This window comes from Enterococcus montenegrensis, from assembly GCF_029983095.1.
GTDB lineage: Bacteria > Bacillota > Bacilli > Lactobacillales > Enterococcaceae > Enterococcus_C > Enterococcus_C montenegrensis.
On sequence record NZ_CP120467.1, the window covers coordinates 1011640 to 1031543 of the forward strand.

Here is a 19904-nt window from a genome sequence, read left to right on the forward strand (position 1 = left end):
ATAAAAGAAGTAGCCCATGGAGAGTTGGCAGAGCGGTAATGCACTGGACTCGAAATCCAGCGAGCCGGTTTACACCGGTGCACGGGTTCAAATCCCGTACTCTCCTTATCTTGATTTTGTAAAGTGTTAGAAACCCTTATCTGAAGGCAATCAGTGGGTTTCCAACGCTTTATTTTTTTGTTTTGACTGCATTTTGACTGCATTTAGTCACTCATGACCTTCGCAAACACATTTGGAACCTCTTTTTCCATCTTTTTTGTAACATGAGAGTAGAGGTCTAACGTCACTTGAATTGATGAGTGGCCTAAGCGTTCCGAGATTACTTTAGGACTTACTCCAGCTTCAAGAAGTAGGGTTGCGTGAGTATGCCGGAAACCGTGGATAGTAATTTCTCGTAGTTTGTTTTTGTTAATAGTTTGAAGCATCCAAGTTCTTGGTTTGGAAAGTTGAATAAAAGAGTTGCTTTCTTGGCCAGAAAATACTAATTGATTTGGTTCCAAAGTGTTATGGCCAAACTGAAGCATAAGTGCCTTTTGTTCTACTCTCCATCTTTTTAGAATAGCAAGAGTTTGATCGTCCAATGCAACCGAACGATTAGAATGTTTTGTCTTTGGTGTTTCTAAATAGAGACGTTTATTTTTTCCTCTAGCGAGTGTTTGTCGTATATGAATACATTTGTTCTCAAAATCAACCGAGCGCCATTCTAAGCTTGCTGGTATAAATAAGAGCACTGGCTACAAATATCTGAAGGATGCTCATTTTATGGCTGAATACAGAGCTTTGAGACGAGAAGCTATGCAACAGTCACCGCTAACTACAGAAGGCCTCGGAAGAAGCTGTGGCTGTTTTAAAAGAGGTCATGCTGGACAAAGAAGCGGCTCCGAATGCCCGAGTTCAGTCAGCGAAGAATGTGCTGGACATTGCTTATAGGTCGATTGAGCTGAATGACATCCAGGAACAGCTGGACGAGCTGAAGCATACAGTGGGGGAAGCCTATGAAAAGGAATAGCAGTCTTCAAAGGCAGATTGAAGTCCTCCGTGGACAAGTGAACCACTGCTTTTCGCAAACGTGTGTTTATCCTTAAACGTTTCTACGGGTTGAATGCTGCTCAGATTTCTAAGCAAGTTGGGAAGTGGGGGAAGGTGATCACTGAGGAAGTAGATGTTGCAGCAGTTGCCTTCTGTCAGTCTCTGGGGATTCTGGAATAGATAGCTGTTGTTTGATATAATAAGTTGTCGGAAATATTACTTAGCGGTTGGAGGTGGCGGAGGCTTCGTGCTTCCGCTTTCTGCTATTCTAGGAAGGAGCCAGTGTGATGAATCTTAGACCATATTTTGAAAAGAATGTACGGATTGTTTATAAAGATGGCGAGGTAATTACCGGTTTCGTGAAGACTTACACCCCTGCAATTGATACCGAGGAAGAACTTTATGATGAGATTGCCTTGATTGGTACAAAGTACGGGGGCTTAAACGAAGTTGGCGAAGAGGAGATAGAATCCATTGAGATCATTGAATAGCTCTTTTGACGAATTTACGTTCGCCTGTTATCAGTGGTTTGTGGTATAATTTTGTCATAATCCTTTTAGATTATATCCGTTTGGTGGGCTTGGGAAACGCTTGTTTTCTAAGCTCACTTTTGATTTAATTGTGTTAACGGATATAAATAGCAGAAAGAAGGATTATGATGACATTAATTATTTCTAAAATGATTGTTCATAAACTAAATATCAACAATTTACGCCCTGTTTTGAATGATACATGCATTGATTTAAGTAATAAGGACTTGCAAGAAGCATTACCTTTTTTTCAAAAACATATTATAAATTCTAGAAAACAAGGGGCTATGAAAAGATGTCAGTTTGCAGATATTGAAGACAATTCAATTCGAAAATCCATGACTAAAATTATCGAAGCTCAAGATACTGATGAGCTTGATGGAATATTTATTGAAGAATCACGCTGGCTAACACAAAGATTGGCGGAGCGAATAAGACACTCATCATCTCGAAGTGATGGATCTCTTTTTGTGATACTGTACCAAGATAATGAAAAGAAATTTGTTGGGTTACTTAAGATGGATCCAAATGATGGTGTTCAAGTAAATGCCGATCTATCGATTACGGTACGGAGAGATATGCTGCCTTCGATTAATGAAAAGCTTCATAAATCGGCATTGATTGAGCTTAAAGAATATAGGGAAAATGAATTTCATCTGTTTGTTTTAGATAAGCAAAAAGGGATTAACGAGGCACGGTATTTTATGGAGTATTTTTTAAATGCCAAAGAATTATCCTCAGATAAAAACATGACCAAGTTTATTCAAAGCGAAATTGTCAACTCCTTTGATCAGTTAATAGAAATAGCATCTAAACCTAAATTAAATAGTGAATTGAGAAAGCGATTTTTGGAACAAGATAAGTTTGATATTGATACCGATTTAGAGCCTATTCTCAGACCACTATTGAAAGAGCCTTTTAGAAATCTTGACCTAGCAGAGAGCATAAGTGATTTTAAGGACAAGATACTACAAGTGTATCCAGATGCTCAGTTCACTTTTGTTCCGGATGAAGGAGTTGTAAAAGAAGTGATTTTTAGGACACCTAACAAAAATGTGGAATTTAGATTTTCTCCTACTCTTACATTTGAAGATGATTACTTTATTGAACCACGGCCAAACGGTGATGTTATAGTAACTTTGAAAAATGGAATTGGAAGCGAATTAGAACAAGTCCACACTAGGAGGTAGTAAAAATGCAAAATCAGATACTTAATTTTGTTGAAAAATATAACGATAAAGTTGTAACTGATGTTGCTCGTAGGATGGAATTGAGATTCATTGTTCCGGTTAATGAATTAGATAGTATTGACTTCTTAAACAAATCAGAGATCGTTAGCAACTCATTTATTTATGACTCTCTCGATCCTTTCGTTGGAAATGTAGCAGAGTTTATCAAATCGTTTGGAGACAACGGCTACAAAGAAGTCAGCAAGGAAGTACAAGTGACTGTGACAATAAAAAAGGACAAAATAGAATTCGATTTGATAGACAATTTTTACTTTTTCTTAAATCATGCTAATTTCTTTTCCGCTATTCCGGATGTTAAGGTTAATAATTCTTCAAAAAAATTAATTGTGCTATTAGTTGGAGAGAACTTGGAGTTTGAATCAAAATTTATTCATATATTTAATTTTGAACAATTCTCCAAAAATCTTACGACTGCGTTTAATGATGATATTGATGAGGAAGAACTCTCTGAATTGGAGGTTCTTAATTCAGTTTTCAAGAATAAAAAGTTAAATAATTATTTAGATTATCCGATATCTTGGATATCTATATCGGATAATACGCAGGCTAGGCCTTTATTTAAACATGCTGTGTTAGAAACTTTTTTTTCAATTGTAAGCAATACAGTAGTTTCTAAAACTAAATTCATAATTCGTGGTTATAAAACCGTTCATTTGGATATTTCTGGTAAAAAAGAAGTATCTGGAGAAGTTTGTAATATTATTGGAGAATTAATGAAGTTTATAATAGATAAACAGAGAAACCATGATAAGCTATTACTTTTAAGAAATACATGTACTTTGTATATGGATAGTGACGAAGATATTGCTGGTTTAGAAAAGAAAATTTTTGAGATAAAGAAGAATGTAGAATATAACTTTAATGCTTATATCCAAGACAAAATAAAAATATTTTTGGATCAAAAAAATCAGCTGCTACAAGAGTTTATTAGTACAACAAAAAAAATTGAGGAGCTTACTAATTCGCTAGTCAGTCAAATACGAACCGTCTTATTGAGCCTGTTAGGAACTATTTTTATTGGTTTAATAAAGGATATAAATAATAGTAAGTCTTCCGCAATGCTAAATTTAGTTTTACTGAGTTATATATTTTTCTTTGTTATACAATTAATTATTGTTATATATCAAAATCAGCAGCAACAGTCTTTGTTGAACAGTTTGAAAAGATACACTGAAGAATTTGGAAAAATAGAGACCAGTATAGAAAATGATTATTCTTTTTCAAGCCTAAAAAAAAGATATTTGGATAAATCAGTAGGCATTTATAATACTTATAGATGTTGGACTATCGTCCTTATGAGTGTACTTATTGTTTTGTTTGTATTATTATTTTTTTCAAATAGGTTTGTTAAATTTTCAATACCAAAAGATATAATAAAGACAATAATTGGATACTAAAATGAAATTAAAAACCGTCCACAAAGTGAACGGCCGCCCCACGTTAGATGAGAAATTTTGACTGCAAATTGACTGCATTAAAAATAATTATGTGAAATTACATGAGAGTATCTCGGATAAATTAAGTTTGAAAAGCGCATTTTAACAATCAGAAAAAGTGCTTAAATACAGCTCTTAATCTCGTACTCTCCTTAAAGATTACGCTAGGCAAAAGTTATTTTGACTTTTGCCTAGCGTTTTTTGTCGTAAGATATGTTTATATAGTTTTTTACTGACTATAATCTTTTGCAAGCTTTTATTTGAACGTGTTAGGGTGGTTGATTAAAACAAATGCTTTCCCAAAAGTGTTTGTGATATGCTTGCTTTTTAGTACCGTTTTTCAAAATAACAAATCAGATGGAAATTATAGTTTTAGTGTAGCAACTTGTTTTTTATTTAATTATTTGTGATGAGGAATTAGAGAGCTATTTGCTCCTTTTTTTCGTTGCTTTATGTAAAATTTTTTTACGATTTTTTTTATTTTTACTTTTTTTGAAATAAGGTTGTTGGTAATTTATTTGCGATTGATTAAAAAAGTGTTAAAATAAAAATAGAAAAAGTGGGATGAAATAATCAAGGAGGGATTAAAATGAATCACAAAGAAAATCAGATAGAAACGGATTTGACGAAAGAAGATTTGCGATATTTTAATGCTTTTGCCAATGTTCCGCTATCGCAAGCAGAGTATTCAGATTTTAAACAGCTTAAAGACGCCATTACAGGAAATGAAGAGAGAATTGTGGTGAAAGGAAAACTTGCATTTATGTTGCTAATTAGTGTTGTGCCATTATTTCCATTTATTAAAGCATCTAAAATGATTACTTCTGTGTTGCAATCTGGAGATGACTGCAATAGTGCCGAGCTGTTGATGAAGTTAGCTAAACGTAACAATGATGCTCACGGCATAGCTAAAGAGATGTACACCAGTTTGGCTTTGGTGGGAAATGCAGTGATTCGTTTGGGTGGGCAGACGGTTAACGTCTTAGCCCACGAATACGATTTGACATACAGTGGTGATATACAACAACGAGATTTCAAATTTATTTTTGAATTAAAACCTGTTGCTGCAGAGATTTGAAGTGGTAAATGAAGTGAATTTGAAATGAAAGACTTAAATGAGAAGTGATAGTTTTTATACCGCACACATTTTTTCGTGCATGGCGGGAAAATAAAACTTTAACCAAACTCATTTTGGTCTTTTTTTATTTCACTAAAAGTGTTAGATATCTATATAATAGAAAGAAAACAGGAGGCAATTATGCGTAGAAAAGATCGCGAAGTTACAGAAGTAGCAACAATAAAGCAAATAGTGGCCCAATGTTTGGTTTTACGTTTGGCAATGACGCAAGCAGACTACCCTTATATTGTGCCCGTTAATTTTGGTTATGAATGGTCAGGAGAAAATGATTTGACGCTTTTTATTCATGGTGCAAAGACAGGGCTAAAATTGGCGTTGCTGGCTAAAAATAATAAGATTGGTTTTGAAATGGACTGTGGGCAGCAACTGCTCATAGATGAAAAAAAACAATCCTATTCTTATGCCTACCAAAGCATAATTGGGACCGGAGAGGCATTGATTTTAACCGATGAAAAGAAAAAGAGAGCGGCGTTACAAAAAATTGTCACGCATTATGACCCAAAAAAAGAAGTGGTAATCTCTAACAAAGCGCTAAATGCCACAGCGGTGATTGCAATTAAAGTCAATAGCTTGACTGCAAAAGTCCACACGCCATAAGTGTGGAAAAAAGCAATAAAGTTAGTAGAAAATACATGCTGCTTTTAAGACAGCGGGCTAATTTTTTATAAAATATTAAGAGAAAGTAAAAAACTTTTTTGGATAAAAGGGCATTTGGTAAATTCAGTCGTAGGATTATTAATTTTATGTTATGATAAGTCCTGGTTTGTAGAAAATGAAATTTTAATAATAGGACGTGAAAATATGTGTGGCATTGTCGGCTTTGTGAATAGCAAGGATCAAAAACAAGAAATTATTGAAGATATGATGGATCGCATCGTCCACCGTGGTCCTAATAGTTCTGGTAAATATACAGATAAAAATGTAGCGTTGGGATTTCGTCGGTTGTCAATTATTGACTTAGAGGGCGGCTCACAGCCTATTTATAATGAAGATCGTAGCAAGGTTATTATCTTTAATGGTGAAATTTACAATTTTCAACCTTTGAGAGAACAATTAATTGCCGCTGGACACGTTTTTTCTACACATGCAGATACAGAAGTATTATTGCATGGTTACGAAGAATGGGGTGCTGAACTTTTACAAAAAGTACGGGGAATGTTCGCTTTTGCCATTTGGGATATTGAAAAACAAGAATTATTTGGTGCCCGCGATCATTTTGGGATTAAACCGTATTATTATGCTGAAATGAATGGTACGTTTATGTTTGGTTCAGAAATCAAGAGCTTTTTACCTCATCCAGATTTCAACAAAGAACTAAATACAGCCGCTTTAAAACCTTATATGACTTTCCAATATTCACCATTAAACGGTGAAACATTCTTTAAAAATGTTTACCGTTTACCAGAAGGACATTATTATACGTATAAAGACGGTAAACTAACAATTAAAGAATATTGGGATGCTGACTTTACGAAAAAAGATGACCATTCAAAAGAAGAATGGGTAGAAGAAATTGATAAGACAGTTGAAGCTTCAATTGCTGCTCACCGGATTGCCGATGTTGAAGTGGGAGCCTTTTTATCGAGTGGGGTTGACTCAAGTTATGTGACTTCGGTTTTACGTCCGGATCATTCCTTTTCGATTGGGTTTGATGACAAGACCTATAACGAAGCGATTGAAGCACGCAAGTTAACCAAAATGTTGGACTTAAACAATACAGCAGCTGTTATTGATGGCGATATGTCCTTTAAGGCATTTCCATTAATTCAATATCATCTAGATGAACCAGATTCCAACCCATCTTGTGTACCCCTTTATTTCTTGGCGAACCTAGCTTCACAATCTGTTCGGGTAGTACAATCAGGGGAAGGAGCAGATGAATTATTTGCCGGTTACCAAACATATGGTTTCCATACCAATTCTAAAATGGTACGCGTTTTTGCCCAAGGATTAAAAAAATTACCAAAAGGGATGCGCTATTCTATTGGTCGCAAGTTTGGGAAAATGAGTAATTTCCATGGTCGCATTCATTTGTATGAAGCAACCGCACCAGCACGCGATTTCTTTATTGGCCATGCTAAAGTTTTTGAAGAACAAGAAGCGGCTAGCTACTTGCAGCCAGAATTTCAAAATGCGCCTTCTGTCAAAGAAATTATGAATCCTCACTTTGATCAAACAAAAGGAATTGAAAGTGAAGTTAATAAAATGCAATACGTGGATGTCCACCAATGGATGCCAAAAGATATTTTATTAAAGGCAGACAAACTTTCTATGGCCAGCTCCCTTGAATTACGAGTGCCACTGTTGGATATCGAAGTGATGAAATTAGCACAACGCATTCCTGCAAAATATGTAATGAATCAAAACAATACTAAGGATGCTTTCCGCCAAGCAGCTAATCGTCACTTGCCAGAAGAATGGGCAAATCGGGAAAAATTAGGTTTTCCTGTGCCAATTAAAGCTTGGTTAAAAGAAGATCATGGTTATGAAGAAGTTAAAGCGTTGTTTACGGCTGATTTTGCTAAACAATTCTTTGATCAAACAAAAATCATGAAATTATTAGACGATCATCACGAAGGTAAAGCCGAAGTACAACGTAAAATTTGGACAATCTTTACTTTCCTAACTTGGTATAAAGTTTACTTTATCGATGAAGAAATTCCTACCGCAAAAGCAATTACTTACGAAACACTATAATGAAAAAACCAAACGTAAAACTTTTCAAAAGGCGCGTCTAAAAGTCCAACTTTTAGGCGTTGCCACTTGAAAGGTCAAGCGTTTGGTTTTTTTATCTGACAGATTTGCAAATTTTTGCTTATGACTTATGGCTAGGGAGTCCCTTAACTTTTCTAATTGTGATAAAGCTTAAGAGCGGTCGCAAAGTTTTTTATTTTAAAGGCGCATCACTTATACCGATATCGACAACGTGCAAATTACCACAGGCGTTACTTCCTGGTGAGACGGTGAAGCCAGTTTTCTTAAATTGAAAGGTGATTGTTGTGTCCGCACGAATAAATGCACCTAGGGAGCTACCTGTTGAAGCATCAATGCCAGAAGGGACATCAATGGCTACGATGGGTAATTTGCTGTTGTTTATTTGCACGATAACATTTTTTGCCTTTGTGCTTAGCTCGCCTGTAGCGCCAATCCCTAAGAAACTATCGATGATGATTGTAAAACCTAAGAAAGTTTCTAAGTGGTGTAAAATAGGAATTTGATAATATTGGCAAATATTATATTGTTGTCGGCATTCTTTTGTTAGATGATCTGAATTTCCGGCGAAATAAATCGTAACATTTTTGCCGGCAAGGTGAAGTAATCGCGCAAGTGCAAAACCATCGCCGCCATTATTGCCACTGCCACAGAGTATGAGAATTTGCGAAAGGTCATTCTTTTCATTTGTTAGTTTTGCAAAGACTGCCAATGCGGCTTTTTCCATGAGGACCATGCTAGGAATACCGATCGTATCAATGGTGTATTGCTCACAGGTCTTCATTTGTTGTACGTTCACTAATTGGGTCATAGTAATTCCTCCTACTTTTTATCCTTTAGCTAGATTGTAACGAAAACGTGGCTTTTTTACCAAAGAAGTCCTTATAAGCGCCGCTTTCTAAAAATAGCTAAACTTAAGCCAATAAATAAAAGGATAAGGAGAATAGCCAGCATAACACCAGGCCAATAGGGGGTAAAATCACTTTTACCGGTCAACCAATTAAGAGAATTAGTACCCAAGATAAAAGGATTGTAATGGTCTATTTTCTTAAAGATACCACTCAAACTACTAATTAAATAAAAGACTGCGACGATCAAAAGACTTTGGCCCATATTTTTGGCCAAGCTAGAGGCGAAAATAGTAGCGGTTAAAATGATGCTGCCATATAGCCAAAAACCAAAAAGTGGTAACAAAAGATGCGGGCTTTTGCCATCATTAAAATAATATGCAGTGTAGCCCAGATTGGTCACAAACGACAGAAAAAGCGTAAAAGTCCAAATAAAAAAGAGATATAGTGCTTTACTTATTACCAAAACAGAACGGGATAATCCTTTTGTGATAAAAGGAATAAGCGTGCCTTTTTCAACTTCAGTACTGATTATACCCGTTGATAATAAGACGATTGCCAATAAAAGAAATTGTGGCAAATTTTTATAATACTGTGTCCAACTATCAATAGAAGTAGATGCAGGTAAGGTGATAGTCATTTTTTCTGGTAGTAATGAAGCCATCATATCTGGCATAATTTTGGCTAAAAAAGGCGATAAAATACCAACAGCAAGAGCAATGATAAATAAAATCGGAATTTTTTTAGTCCGCCAATTAGCAAAAAATTCTTTAGCCAGGAAAAGTTGGAGTTGTTTCATTTTGTCACCACCTTTAAAAATATAGCTTCTAATGTTGGCTCGACTAGTTTAAATTCCAACGGCACTAGGTTTAATGTAGCGACTCTTTTGATAATTTGTAAGCCTAAATCTTCTTGCGGTAAACTTGGTAGGACGAGTTTTTGCGCGACTTGCTGCCAGTCTTGTGGATTTTGCTTTAAAAAAAGAGCCGTATCAGCGGGACTTTCAAAGCGTAATTCATAGTGATTAGGCTGAGCTGTTTTAATTTCTGCTAGTGGGCCAGTTAATTGGATTTTTCCGTCATTTAAAATGGCCACATGATCACATATGGCTTCTACATCAGCTAAAATATGAGAAGAAAATAAAACTGTGGTTTCATTTTTTAAACTTGCTAGAATGTCTAATACTTCTTTGCGTCCTAATGGATCGAGGGCGGAAGTTGGTTCATCACAGATTAATAACTGCGGTTCATTTAAGAGAGCTTGGGCTAAACCTAAGCGCTGTTTCATTCCCCGTGAGAAGCCACTAATTTTTTGATTTGTTGTTTGTAAACCAACTTTTGTTAGTAAGGAGGGGATTTTCAGCTGCAGTTCACTTTTTGACATACCGCTCGTACGACCGCATAAACTTAAATATTCTGTAGCCGTGAGGTAATCATAAAATGCGGGCACATCGGGAAGGTAGCCGATTTTTTGATTGGTTGTGGTATCGCCGTATTTTACTGTCTGTCCGGCAATAGTAACAGAACCACTATCAGCAGCTAAAAGTCCTAAAATAATCTTCATCGTGGTTGTTTTTCCGGCCCCGTTTTCACCAACAAAGCCAAAAATACTGCCTTTGGGGATGGTGAAGCTTAAATTATCAAGAATAAGGTTACTACCAAATTGTTTTTTTACATTTTGCAGGGTTAACATGGAAGTCATTTAATCTTCTCCTTTACCAAAAGCAAAATAGACAATCGGTCCGATAAAAGAAAATACAGCACAAATAATAATCCAAACAATTCGATTACCAAATTTGTAGTGGGGATGTTTTAATACGTCGATAATAGCGTAAATTGCCAGGCCAAGTTGTAAAATAATCAGTGGTATTAAAATAGGTAAATATTCGTGGACATTTAATTGCATGTAAATCACTCCTTATTTAGTTAGATTATTTTAATTGTATAGTTTGTATTAATAATTATAATACAAACTATACAAAGCTGCAAAGAAAAAAGGTTGGGAATTCTCATTCTGAAAATTCCCAACCTTTTTTTCTCTAGAAGTCTTAAATAGCAAGGTATTTTTCCAAATAATCTGCTAAACCATCTTCATCATTACTTTTAGTTGTAATATCATTGCTAATTGCTTTTGCTTCAGGACTCGCATTTTTCATTGCGACGCCCCAACCTGCGTAATCAAGCATCTCCAAGTCATTATGCTCATCGCCAAACGCGATGATATCTTTTCGATCGATTGCCATAGAATCAGCGATAATTTCAACACCCCGCGCTTTTTGAATTCCTTTGGCTACGATTTCCAAAATTGCATTAGGACCACCCCAAGTTCTAACGTCAATGTAGTCAGAAAACTGCGCTTTTAAGGTATCTGAAACCGTTTGTGCCAATTCAGTTTTGGTTTGAATCAACATCGAAGTTGGATTTGATTTTAGATTTTCTAACAAATTATCAGGGGTTGGTTTCTGATTATCAAAGAGATATTCACTGCCAAAATCCAAACGATCGACGTAGAATGTATCGCGATTTTCAGCGGCAACAAAATCTAATTGAAGATCATTTTTTTGTTTTAAAATTTCAAAGACAATATCGCGGCTAAAGAGTGTTTCAGATTCTGCAGCCCACTTTGTATAAGGCACGTGGACTAAAGCACCATTAAAATTAACCATTGGCGTATTTAAAGCCAATTGGTGATAAAACTTCTCACTAATGCGAAATGGGCGACCAGTCGCAATGCTGACGATGTGGCCAGTTGCCATCGCTTTTTTTAAAACAGCTTCAGTTTTAGGACTAATTTGGGATTTAGCGTTTAAAGTTGTACCATCTAGGTCAATGGCAATTAGTTTTTTATTCATATATATTCTCCCCTCGTATAAAAGATACGCTGTTTTAGTTTAACATATTTTATATTTTTCACAAGCGGACTGGTTCATAACAAAGATACCTTTAAAAAAAATTAGCGAAGTGAAATAAAGGAGTAGATAATTCGTTTTCATAGTAAAACACGAACATTATCAAGGCGCTGATCAAAAAACATCGAGAAAAAGATTGTTTTATTTTTGCTGAGAAATTATAATCAGTCTTTGTTGGATGATAAATCCGAAATATGCCCTTATTCTTTTGTAGGAGTGAACATTTTAATGGAAAAGTTTTTTAAATTGAAGGAAAGTAACACAAATGTTTCAACGGAATTTGTCGCAGGTTTAACGACTTTCTTTGCGATGAGTTATATTTTATTCGTAAATCCGACGATTCTATCAGCTTCTGGTATGCCGTTTCAAGCGGTGTTCCTTGCGACAATTATTGCGTCAGTAATTGGAACTTTAGTAATGGGACTTTTTGCCAATGTGCCATATGCACAAGCACCTGGGATGGGGCTTAACGCCTTTTTCACTTTCACGGTTGTTTTTGGCCTTGGTTACACGTGGCAACAAGCCTTGGCGATGGTCTTTATTTGCGGCTTGATTAATATTTTTATTACGATTACCAAAATTCGTAAAATGATTATCCACGCAATTCCAGAAAGTATGCAGCATGCTATTGGTGGCGGAATCGGGATTTTCGTTGCCTATGTTGGGTTGAAAAACGCGAACCTTTTGAGCTTTAGTGCGGATTCTGCAACCATTACAAGTAGTGTTGTGGAAGGGGATAAAGCCGTTAACGTTACGATGAATGGTGGGATTGTCCCAGCTTTAGCTAACTTTAATAATGCTCCGGTCTTATTAGCTGTTATTGGATTAGTTTTAACGACGATTTTAGTCGTACGTAATGTTCGTGGTGCTATTTTAATTGGGATTGTGGCAACGACAATTTTAGGTATTTTCATGGGTGTTGTTGATCTTAGTGCAATCGATTGGAAAGCTAATTCTTTAGGCAGTTCCATTAACGAGTTAAAAACCACATTTGGTGCGGCTTTTGGTAGTGAAGGTATGCAATCACTGTTTCGTGATGCTGGTAAAATTCCACAAGTTTTAATGACGATTATTGCCTTTAGTTTATCCGATACTTTTGATACGATTGGGACATTTATCGGTACTGGTCGCAGAACCGGAATTTTCTCGAAAGAAGACGAAGATGCTTTAGAAGACAGTCGTGGTTTTAACACCAAAATGGACAAAGCCTTATTTGCAGATGCGATTGCAACTTCAATTGGTGCGATTTTTGGTACGTCAAACACGACTACTTATGTCGAGTCTGCAGCCGGGATTGGTGCTGGTGGACGGACTGGTTTAACATCTGTTGTTGTGGCTGGTTTATTTGCAATTAGCAGTTTCTTTTCACCTTTAATTTCTATTGTACCTGCGCAAGCGACAGCACCGGCTTTAATCTTAGTTGGGGTCATGATGATGGCTTCTTTCAAAGATATTGAGTGGACTGATTTAGAAGAGGCAGTACCAGCTTTCTTTGCTGCAATTTTTATGGGCTTTTGTTACAGTATTTCTTACGGTATCGCAGCTGGCTTCATTTTCTATACAATTGTGAAAGTAATTAAAGGCAAATTTAATGAAATTTCTCCAATTCTTTGGGTTGTAGACATTTTATTTATCTTAAACTTTATTATTTTAGCTGTAATTGCTTAATTAAAAATTACTATCTCATTTATAAGATAAAAATCTAGGGAAAAAGTCGTTTCGGCTTTTACTCTAGATTTTTTTGTCGATTAATTCTTTAAAAATATTTCATAGAAGATAAGCGAATTCATTAAAAAATTGCTGTCTTTTTGCCACATATCTTGGCTTTCCAATTCACCTCTTGTGGAAAATAGGCTATAGTAGTAATGAAAGAGGGTTGACTATGAAGTTAGATTGGAAACGAAATTTATTTATCTCGTGGATTGGGTGTTTTTTTACCGGTGCTAGTTTTAGTTTGGTGATGCCCTTTATTCCTATTTATATTGAGCAGTTGGGCACACCCAAAAATCAAGTAGAATTGTTTGCTGGTTTGGCAATTTCCGTTACAGCCTTTGCCTCGGCCATTGTTGCACCTATTTGGGGGAATTTGGCAGATCGCAAGGGTCGCCGCTTAATGATGATTCGTGCTGCAATTGGGATGACGTTTACGATGGGCTCGTTGGCTTTTGTACCTAATGTATACTGGCTTTTGATTATGCGGTTTATGACGGGGATTTTATCAGGTTATATTCCGAATGCAACGGCATTAATTGCCTCCCAAGCGCCAAGAGAAAAAAGTGGATGGGCACTTGGAACATTGTCTACTGGTGCAGTTGCGGGGAATTTAATCGGTCCATCAATGGGAGGCGCGTTGGCTCAGTGGTTTGGTATGGAAAATGTATTCATTATTACCGGGACGGTTTTAGCAATTACGACTATTTTAACGATTTTCTTTGTTAAAGAAGACTTTGTACCAATTGAAAAAACCGACTTATTGACTGTTAAGCAGATATTCAACCGAGTCTCTAACCTTCAAGTATTGATTGGTTTATTTATCACTTCGTTAATTTTACAAGTTGGGGTAACGAGTATTAGTCCCATCTTGACGCTTTATATTCGCCAATTAAGTGGCGATAGTAGTAACATCTTATTTGTCAGTGGCTTAATTGTTTCAGTCGCTGGTGTTTCTGCTATTATTTCTTCGCCAACGTTGGGAAAATTAGGGGATAAAATTGGAAATCAAAAAATTCTACTCTTTGGCTTAGTACTGTCCTTTATTTGTTTTATTCCAATGGGATTTGTTAAAACACCGTTTCAGTTAGGTGTTCTACGTTTTATTCTCGGTTTTTCAACCGGAGCTTTAATGCCTTCTATTAATACGTTGATTTCAAAAATCACACCACCAGAAGGCGTTAGTCGAATTTACAGTTACAATCAAATGTTTACAAACTTTGGTCAAGTACTAGGCCCAATGGTGGGTTCAACAGTGGCACACGGGATGGGGTATCGTGCTGTTTTCTGGGTAACCAGTGGTTTTGTGTTCTTAAACATTTGTTTGTCGACTTTTAATTTTCGCAAAGTTTTAAACAAAAGACTTTAGTCTGATTAATTCAGCTGAAAAGCTATTTATAAAAAAGTTATTCATAATAAAAGGCTGTGATACGGCTTTTATCACAGCCTTTTAATTGTTTGTTGCAACGAAAGCCAGGATTAAACTTCAACAAAAGTAAATTTGTTTAATGAAGCAAAAGAAACAAAAAAAGATTGCAACAAACTGCAATCTTTTTGAGTCAAGTTGTGTAAAAGACACAACTGTTTGCTTATGCGTGTTTCTTTTTGGGCGTAGCCACTTCGGCAATTAGGATAATGATAACTCCTAAAATTAGGGAAATGATTGAGCTAAGTTTAAAATCATAAGTGCCGCTGTTTAAAGCACTACCCAGGTAGCCAACGACTTGACCTAAGATATACGTCCAAAACAAAGTAACCAAATATTTCATAGCAGACACCTCTTCTCTTGCTCATTTCTCGATTACAGTTTACCATATTTTTCTTGAATGTAAAGTTTTCAAGTGTTTTCAAAAAGGAGGACATACAGTGCTGCCACAATTATATACCGTGACTGCTTATTCTTTGTTGCAAAGTACAATTGAGATAAATCGGCTCGTGCAAACGGCTAAACAAAGAGGCTACGATACATTAGGAATATGTGATCGCAATGTCTTGGTTGGAGCAGTCACTTTTTATAACGCATGTCAGCGTGCGGGTCTAAAATCAGTGATTGGTTTGCACTTAGATTACTATTCACCTGTTCAAGCAGGTGAAAATGAGATCTTATTATTTGCTAAAAATTTTGCTGGTTATCAACAGCTAATGGCTTTAAGTAGTCAAAAAGAAATCAATGGTCAAGTTGATTTGACTGATTTTGCTCCACTAGATAATTTATATGGTGTTTTACCACTAAGAAATGAAGTCGATTACTTTTTTTCAAAAGATGTTGCTAAAGCAGAGAACCGTCTTAATTTTTTTCAGGAACTATTTCCTAAAGAACAATTTTTTTATGGTGTTTCTCCTCAAAAACAATTAGCGGAAGAATTGGTGCATTTTTATCTTCAACAAGGCGTAGCACCTTTTGCTATTAATGAAGTAAATACAATTGATCCAGCGGAAAAAGCAGCAATTGCAGTAATGCAGCACCTAAAAGGCGGCACGCAAATGCAAGATATTGCCGAATTGGAGCAAGGAAGTGGCGAATACTTAGTTAACGCAAGTCAACTAACGGAGTATTTTCGCCAGAACCAACCGCAAGCATTAGAAAATGCGCAAAAAACTGCAGCGGTTTGTAGTCAGTTTGAGCTACCCTTACACCAAAAACTATTGCCCCACTATCCTGTTCCCCAAAATAGACCTGCTGCTGAATTTTTGCGACAGTTGTGTGAAACGAAGCTGAAACAGCGGGTTGAAAATATCACGGCTGAATACAAACAGCGCCTTGACTATGAATTGCAAATTATCCACCAAATGGGTTTTGATGACTATTTTTTAATTGTTTGGGATGTAATGGATTTTGCTCACCGTAGTAATATTGTGACAGGTGCAGGCCGAGGTTCTGCGGCGGGATCCCTCGTTGCTTTTGTATTAGCAATTACTGATGTTGATCCGATTGAATACGACCTGTTGTTTGAGCGCTTCTTAAATCCAGAGCGCTACACAATGCCAGATATTGATCTGGATATTCCCGATAATCGCCGAGATGAAGTGCTACATTATGTGAAAGAAAAATATGGCACTTTTCAAGTAGCCCAAATTGCTACATTTGGTACAATGGCTGCCAAGATGGTCCTTCGAGACGTTGCTCGGGTTTTTGGTTTATCACAAAGTGAGGCCAATCGATGGAGCAAGGCGATTCCAAATACCTTGAAAATTACGCTAAAAAAAGCACTGGAAGAATCCAGTAGTCTGCGGGATCTGATTGCATTAAGTGAGCGAAATCAGCAATTGTTTGAAGTTGCTTTAACATTGGAAGGACTACCGCGCCATGTTTCCACCCATGCTGCCGGGGTAGTGATTAGTGATAAAAATTTACTGCAATTAATTCCTTTACAAGCTGGAGCCAATGATATTTTATTAACGCAGTTTACCATGAATGATGTGGAAGCTGTCGGCTTATTAAAAATGGATTTTTTAGGCTTACGTAATCTTTCCATTATTGACGATACGCTAAAGGGAATCAAAAAAGTTACAGGGGATAAACTTTCGCAAAAAGATATTCCCCTAACTGATGAGAAGACGTTGAAGCTTTTTCAAGCAGGCAATACATCTGGAGTCTTTCAATTTGAATCCGCTGGGATAAAAAATGTCTTACGTCGTTTAGGTCCGGAAAATATTGAAGAAATTGCTGCAGTCAACGCCTTATATCGACCAGGTCCGATGCAAAATATCGATCACTTTATTAAGCGGAAAAAAGGACAAGAAAAAGTAACTTATTTGGATGATAGTTTGATACCGATATTAAAAAATACCTATGGCATTATGGTTTACCAAGAACAAGTTATGCAAGTTGCAGCCAAAATGGCAGGGTTCACCTTGGGACAAGCCGATATTTTGCGCCGCGCCATCAGTAAAAAGAAAAAAGATGTTTTAGATGAAGAACGGCGCCATTTCGTTAAGGGCGCTGTAAAAATGGGACATAGTAAAACAAAAGCCAATGAGGTCTACGATTATATTGAACGATTTGCTGATTACGGCTTTAATCGTTCTCACGCTTTTGCTTATTCTTTTGTTGGTTTTCAAATGGGCTTTTTAAAAGTGCATTATCCGGCGCCTTTTTTTGCCGCCTTACTTCACTCCGTTCGCAATAATACTGCTAAAGTCAAAGAATATTTAACAGAGGCGAAAAAACAAGGAATTAGAATTTTGCCGCCTAGCATTAATGCCAGTGGTTTTAGTTTTTATTTGGTGAACAATCATGAAATTCGTTTTGGGTTAAGCAGTATTAAAGGTACTCGTCGTGACTTTATTGCCGCAATTATCGCGGAACGAAAGGAGAATGGTCCTTTTCAATCACTGGATAATTTCTTGTATCGCTTGCCAGCAAAGTGGCTTAAATTGGATTTAATTCAGCCTTTGGTGGAGATTGGTGCTTTCGATGAGGTTGAAAAAAATCGACGACAACTTGTAACAGGCTTAGACAGTAAAATTCAAAATATTGAATATAGTGGCGGCAGTATGGATTTATTAGATATTATGGCGTTAAAACCAACTGAAATTAGTGATTATTCGTTGACTGAGCGCTTGAATTTAGAAGAACAATATTTAGGTGTTTATGTTTCCGGACATCCGACTGAAAGTTATCCTGTATTAAAAGCTGCGCGTCAAGTACAGCTGATTAGTGAACTACTACCTAAACAAAACGTGCATCTTCTTTTATACGTTCGAGGAATCCGCGAGATTCGCACGAAAAAAGGTGAGCAGATGGCCTTTGTGGAGGCTAATGATCCGACTGGCGAAGTTTCTTTAACTATTTTTCCGAATAGTTATCGTCATGTGCGCCAAACTTTTGCAGTCGATGACGTCGTCTACGTTGAAGGAAAAACTGAAATCAGCACCTATAATCAAGAGATGCAAGTAATTGCAGATCAAATTGTGTTAGCCAAAAAAATTAGCGACATAAAAAGTGCACCAACTTGCTATATTCGTCTAACTGGTATAGCTGATACAGACAAGCAACTATCAGCCTTGTACGCTTTAATTAAACAAGCGCCAGGAGCAAGTAAAATAATTCTTTTTTATGAAAGTACTGGAACAAAAAAAATACTAGCAGAAAAATATCAAATTGCGGAAAATCCTGTTGTAACGCAAGACTTGAAGAATATTTTTGGTGAAAATAACGTAGTTTTCAAGTGACTTTCAGTAAATTTTACTTTTCGCTTTCAATTTTTTCAATTTTCTGCTCGTATCTCAAGACATTTCCATATTTTAATGGTAAAATGGACAACGTGGTTAATGCCAAAATGGTATTATTTAGGGGAACCTAAAAATATTTTAATGAGGTGAAATTGTAGATGAAACGCATCGGAATCTTAACCAGTGGCGGTGACGCACCTGGTATGAACGCAGCAGTCCGTGCGGTGGTCCGTAAAGCAATCTTCGATGGTATCGAAGTATACGGAATCAATTATGGATATGCCGGTTTAGTTGCTGGTGATATTCGCCGTTTAGACGTTGCTGATGTTGGGGATAAAATCCAACGTGGCGGGACTTTTCTTTATTCAGCCCGCTATCCAGAATTTGCTACTAAAGAAGGACAATTAAAAGGTATTGAACAGTTAAAAAAATTCGGCATCGAAGGCTTAGTGGTTATCGGTGGGGATGGTTCTTACCATGGAGCAATGGCCTTAACACGTCATGGCTTTCCTGCTGTGGGAATTCCTGGAACAATCGATAACGATATTCCAGGTACAGATTTTACAATTGGTTTTGATACAGCAATCAATACCGTCTTAGAATCGATTGACCGCATTCGTGATACAGCGACTTCTCACGTTCGTACTTTTGTTATTGAAGTAATGGGCCGTGGCGCTGGCGATATTGCATTATGGTCTGGTGTTGCTGGTGGTGCAGATGAAATCATCATCCCAGAACACGAATTTGATATGGCTGCCGTTGCAAAACGCATTCAAGATGGCCGCGACCGTGGTAAAAAACATTGTTTAATCGTTTTAGCAGAAGGTGTTATGGGCGGCAATGAATTTGCTGATAAACTTTCTGAATATGGTGATTTCCATACGCGTGTTTCTATTTTGGGCCACGTTGTACGCGGGGGCTCTCCAAGTGCTCGTGATCGTGTCTTGGCAAGTAAATTTGGCGCTTATGCAGTAGAATTGCTTGAACAAGGAAAAGGCGGTCTATGTATTGGCATCGAAGACAATAAAGTTGTTGCCGCTGATATTATCGACACACTTGAAAACAATAAACACAAACCTGATTTGAGTCTATATGACTTAAACAAACAATTATCATTCTAATTGACAGCTACTAAAAGTTAATAAAACAGCAATGTCTGTTTTAAATA

The 19904-nt window shown here is 36.6% G+C and carries 18 protein-coding genes and 1 tRNA gene; 12 read left to right on the top strand and 7 right to left on the bottom strand.

The window, feature by feature from the left end; all coding sequences use genetic code 11:
* Positions 1-18 precede the first annotated feature (18 nt).
* Positions 19-106, top strand: a tRNA-Ser gene (locus P3T75_RS04970).
* 97 nt (positions 107-203) lie between these two features.
* Here the strand turns inward: P3T75_RS04970 and P3T75_RS04975 are convergent.
* The gene (locus P3T75_RS04975) at positions 204-731 is read right to left on the bottom strand and encodes a site-specific integrase (protein ID WP_282462360.1); all 528 of its coding nucleotides are present in this window, start codon (positions 729-731) and stop codon (positions 204-206) included.
* Positions 732-859: 128 nt separating this feature from the next.
* On the opposite strand from P3T75_RS04975, the gene P3T75_RS04980 reads away from it, so the two are divergent.
* The 7 genes from P3T75_RS04980 to asnB all read left to right on the top strand — a co-directional run bounded on the left by P3T75_RS04980 (position 860) and on the right by asnB (position 8080).
* Positions 860-1009, top strand: a complete 150-nt coding sequence (locus P3T75_RS04980; protein WP_282462361.1) for a hypothetical protein — start codon at positions 860-862, stop codon at positions 1007-1009.
* 307 nt (positions 1010-1316) lie between these two features.
* Positions 1317-1520, top strand: coding sequence for a hypothetical protein (locus P3T75_RS04985; RefSeq protein ID WP_282462362.1), 204 nt, complete (start codon positions 1317-1319; stop codon positions 1518-1520).
* 167 nt (positions 1521-1687) lie between these two features.
* Positions 1688-2749 carry a nucleoid-associated protein gene (locus tag P3T75_RS04990; RefSeq protein ID WP_282462363.1) on the top strand — a complete coding sequence of 354 codons (1062 nt, stop codon included), beginning with the start codon at positions 1688-1690 and terminating at the stop codon, positions 2747-2749.
* A 5-nt stretch (positions 2750-2754) separates the two neighbouring features.
* Positions 2755-4206 carry a hypothetical protein gene (locus tag P3T75_RS04995; protein WP_282462364.1) on the top strand — a complete coding sequence of 484 codons (1452 nt, stop codon included), beginning with the start codon at positions 2755-2757 and terminating at the stop codon, positions 4204-4206.
* A gap of 628 nt (positions 4207-4834) precedes the next feature.
* Positions 4835-5323: a hypothetical protein gene (locus P3T75_RS05000; RefSeq protein WP_206904617.1), complete on the top strand. Its 489-nt coding sequence runs from the start codon at positions 4835-4837 to the stop codon at positions 5321-5323.
* A gap of 180 nt (positions 5324-5503) precedes the next feature.
* On the top strand, positions 5504-5980 hold the full coding sequence (locus P3T75_RS05005; protein ID WP_282462365.1) for a pyridoxamine 5'-phosphate oxidase family protein: 477 nt from the start codon (positions 5504-5506) through the stop codon (positions 5978-5980).
* Between the two features lie 204 nt (positions 5981-6184).
* Positions 6185-8080, top strand: a complete 1896-nt coding sequence (gene asnB / locus P3T75_RS05010; RefSeq protein WP_282462566.1) for an asparagine synthase (glutamine-hydrolyzing) — start codon at positions 6185-6187, stop codon at positions 8078-8080.
* Positions 8081-8270: 190 nt separating this feature from the next.
* On the opposite strand, the gene P3T75_RS05015 is transcribed toward asnB, so the two are convergent.
* The 5 genes from P3T75_RS05015 to P3T75_RS05035 form a co-directional block, all read right to left on the bottom strand.
* Positions 8271-8906: an NAD(P)H-hydrate epimerase gene (locus P3T75_RS05015; protein WP_282462366.1), complete on the bottom strand. Its 636-nt coding sequence runs from the start codon at positions 8904-8906 to the stop codon at positions 8271-8273.
* A gap of 71 nt (positions 8907-8977) precedes the next feature.
* A complete protein-coding gene (locus P3T75_RS05020; RefSeq protein ID WP_282462367.1) occupies positions 8978-9742 on the bottom strand; it encodes an ABC transporter permease in 765 nt (254 codons plus the stop codon).
* Complete coding sequence (locus tag P3T75_RS05025) at positions 9739-10644, bottom strand: ABC transporter ATP-binding protein (protein ID WP_282462368.1); 906 nt, start codon at positions 10642-10644, stop codon at positions 9739-9741. Before P3T75_RS05025 ends, P3T75_RS05020 begins: the two co-directional genes overlap by 4 nt.
* The gene (locus P3T75_RS05030) at positions 10645-10848 is read right to left on the bottom strand and encodes a PLD nuclease N-terminal domain-containing protein (RefSeq protein ID WP_206904599.1); all 204 of its coding nucleotides are present in this window, start codon (positions 10846-10848) and stop codon (positions 10645-10647) included.
* Positions 10849-10990: 142 nt separating this feature from the next.
* Positions 10991-11794 (bottom strand): Cof-type HAD-IIB family hydrolase, encoded by an 804-nt coding sequence (locus P3T75_RS05035; protein WP_206904596.1) that lies wholly within the window; start codon positions 11792-11794, stop codon positions 10991-10993.
* A gap of 285 nt (positions 11795-12079) precedes the next feature.
* Here P3T75_RS05035 and P3T75_RS05040 point away from each other — a divergent pair, with 285 nt between their 5' ends.
* Both P3T75_RS05040 and P3T75_RS05045 read left to right on the top strand, forming a co-directional pair.
* Positions 12080-13519: an NCS2 family permease gene (locus P3T75_RS05040; protein WP_206904595.1), complete on the top strand. Its 1440-nt coding sequence runs from the start codon at positions 12080-12082 to the stop codon at positions 13517-13519.
* A 214-nt stretch (positions 13520-13733) separates the two neighbouring features.
* Positions 13734-14930: a multidrug efflux MFS transporter gene (locus P3T75_RS05045; protein ID WP_206904593.1), complete on the top strand. Its 1197-nt coding sequence runs from the start codon at positions 13734-13736 to the stop codon at positions 14928-14930.
* Positions 14931-15150: 220 nt separating this feature from the next.
* On the opposite strand, the gene P3T75_RS05050 is transcribed toward P3T75_RS05045, so the two are convergent.
* On the bottom strand, positions 15151-15330 hold the full coding sequence (locus P3T75_RS05050) for a YjzD family protein (protein ID WP_206904591.1): 180 nt from the start codon (positions 15328-15330) through the stop codon (positions 15151-15153).
* Positions 15331-15427: 97 nt separating this feature from the next.
* On the opposite strand from P3T75_RS05050, the gene dnaE reads away from it, so the two are divergent.
* A complete protein-coding gene (gene dnaE, locus P3T75_RS05055) occupies positions 15428-18736 on the top strand; it encodes a DNA polymerase III subunit alpha (protein WP_282462369.1) in 3309 nt (1102 codons plus the stop codon).
* A 158-nt stretch (positions 18737-18894) separates the two neighbouring features.
* Positions 18895-19857 carry a 6-phosphofructokinase gene (gene pfkA, locus P3T75_RS05060; protein ID WP_173103274.1) on the top strand — a complete coding sequence of 321 codons (963 nt, stop codon included), beginning with the start codon at positions 18895-18897 and terminating at the stop codon, positions 19855-19857.
* Positions 19858-19904 lie beyond the last annotated feature (47 nt).

Bases quoted from the DNA above. Each gene is read 5' to 3' on its own strand.
- P3T75_RS04980 (WP_282462361.1), top strand. From the start codon at position 860: ATGCTGGACAAAGAAGCGGCTCCGAATGCCCGAGTTCAGTCAGCGAAG.
- P3T75_RS05020 (WP_282462367.1), bottom strand. From the start codon at position 9,742: ATGAAACAACTCCAACTTTTCCTGGCTAAAGAATTTTTTGCTAATTGG.
- P3T75_RS05050 (WP_206904591.1), bottom strand. From the start codon at position 15,330: ATGAAATATTTGGTTACTTTGTTTTGGACGTATATCTTAGGTCAAGTC.
- P3T75_RS05000 (WP_206904617.1), top strand. From the start codon at position 4,835: ATGAATCACAAAGAAAATCAGATAGAAACGGATTTGACGAAAGAAGAT.
- P3T75_RS05015 (WP_282462366.1), bottom strand. From the start codon at position 8,906: ATGACCCAATTAGTGAACGTACAACAAATGAAGACCTGTGAGCAATAC.
- pfkA (WP_173103274.1), top strand. From the start codon at position 18,895: ATGAAACGCATCGGAATCTTAACCAGTGGCGGTGACGCACCTGGTATG.
- P3T75_RS05040 (WP_206904595.1), top strand. From the start codon at position 12,080: ATGGAAAAGTTTTTTAAATTGAAGGAAAGTAACACAAATGTTTCAACG.
- P3T75_RS04995 (WP_282462364.1), top strand. From the start codon at position 2,755: ATGCAAAATCAGATACTTAATTTTGTTGAAAAATATAACGATAAAGTT.
- P3T75_RS04990 (WP_282462363.1), top strand. From the start codon at position 1,688: ATGACATTAATTATTTCTAAAATGATTGTTCATAAACTAAATATCAAC.
- P3T75_RS05045 (WP_206904593.1), top strand. From the start codon at position 13,734: ATGAAGTTAGATTGGAAACGAAATTTATTTATCTCGTGGATTGGGTGT.
- P3T75_RS04985 (WP_282462362.1), top strand. From the start codon at position 1,317: ATGAATCTTAGACCATATTTTGAAAAGAATGTACGGATTGTTTATAAA.
- P3T75_RS05030 (WP_206904599.1), bottom strand. From the start codon at position 10,848: ATGCAATTAAATGTCCACGAATATTTACCTATTTTAATACCACTGATT.
- P3T75_RS05005 (WP_282462365.1), top strand. From the start codon at position 5,504: ATGCGTAGAAAAGATCGCGAAGTTACAGAAGTAGCAACAATAAAGCAA.
- asnB (WP_282462566.1), top strand. From the start codon at position 6,185: ATGTGTGGCATTGTCGGCTTTGTGAATAGCAAGGATCAAAAACAAGAA.
- P3T75_RS05035 (WP_206904596.1), bottom strand. From the start codon at position 11,794: ATGAATAAAAAACTAATTGCCATTGACCTAGATGGTACAACTTTAAAC.
- P3T75_RS05025 (WP_282462368.1), bottom strand. From the start codon at position 10,644: ATGACTTCCATGTTAACCCTGCAAAATGTAAAAAAACAATTTGGTAGT.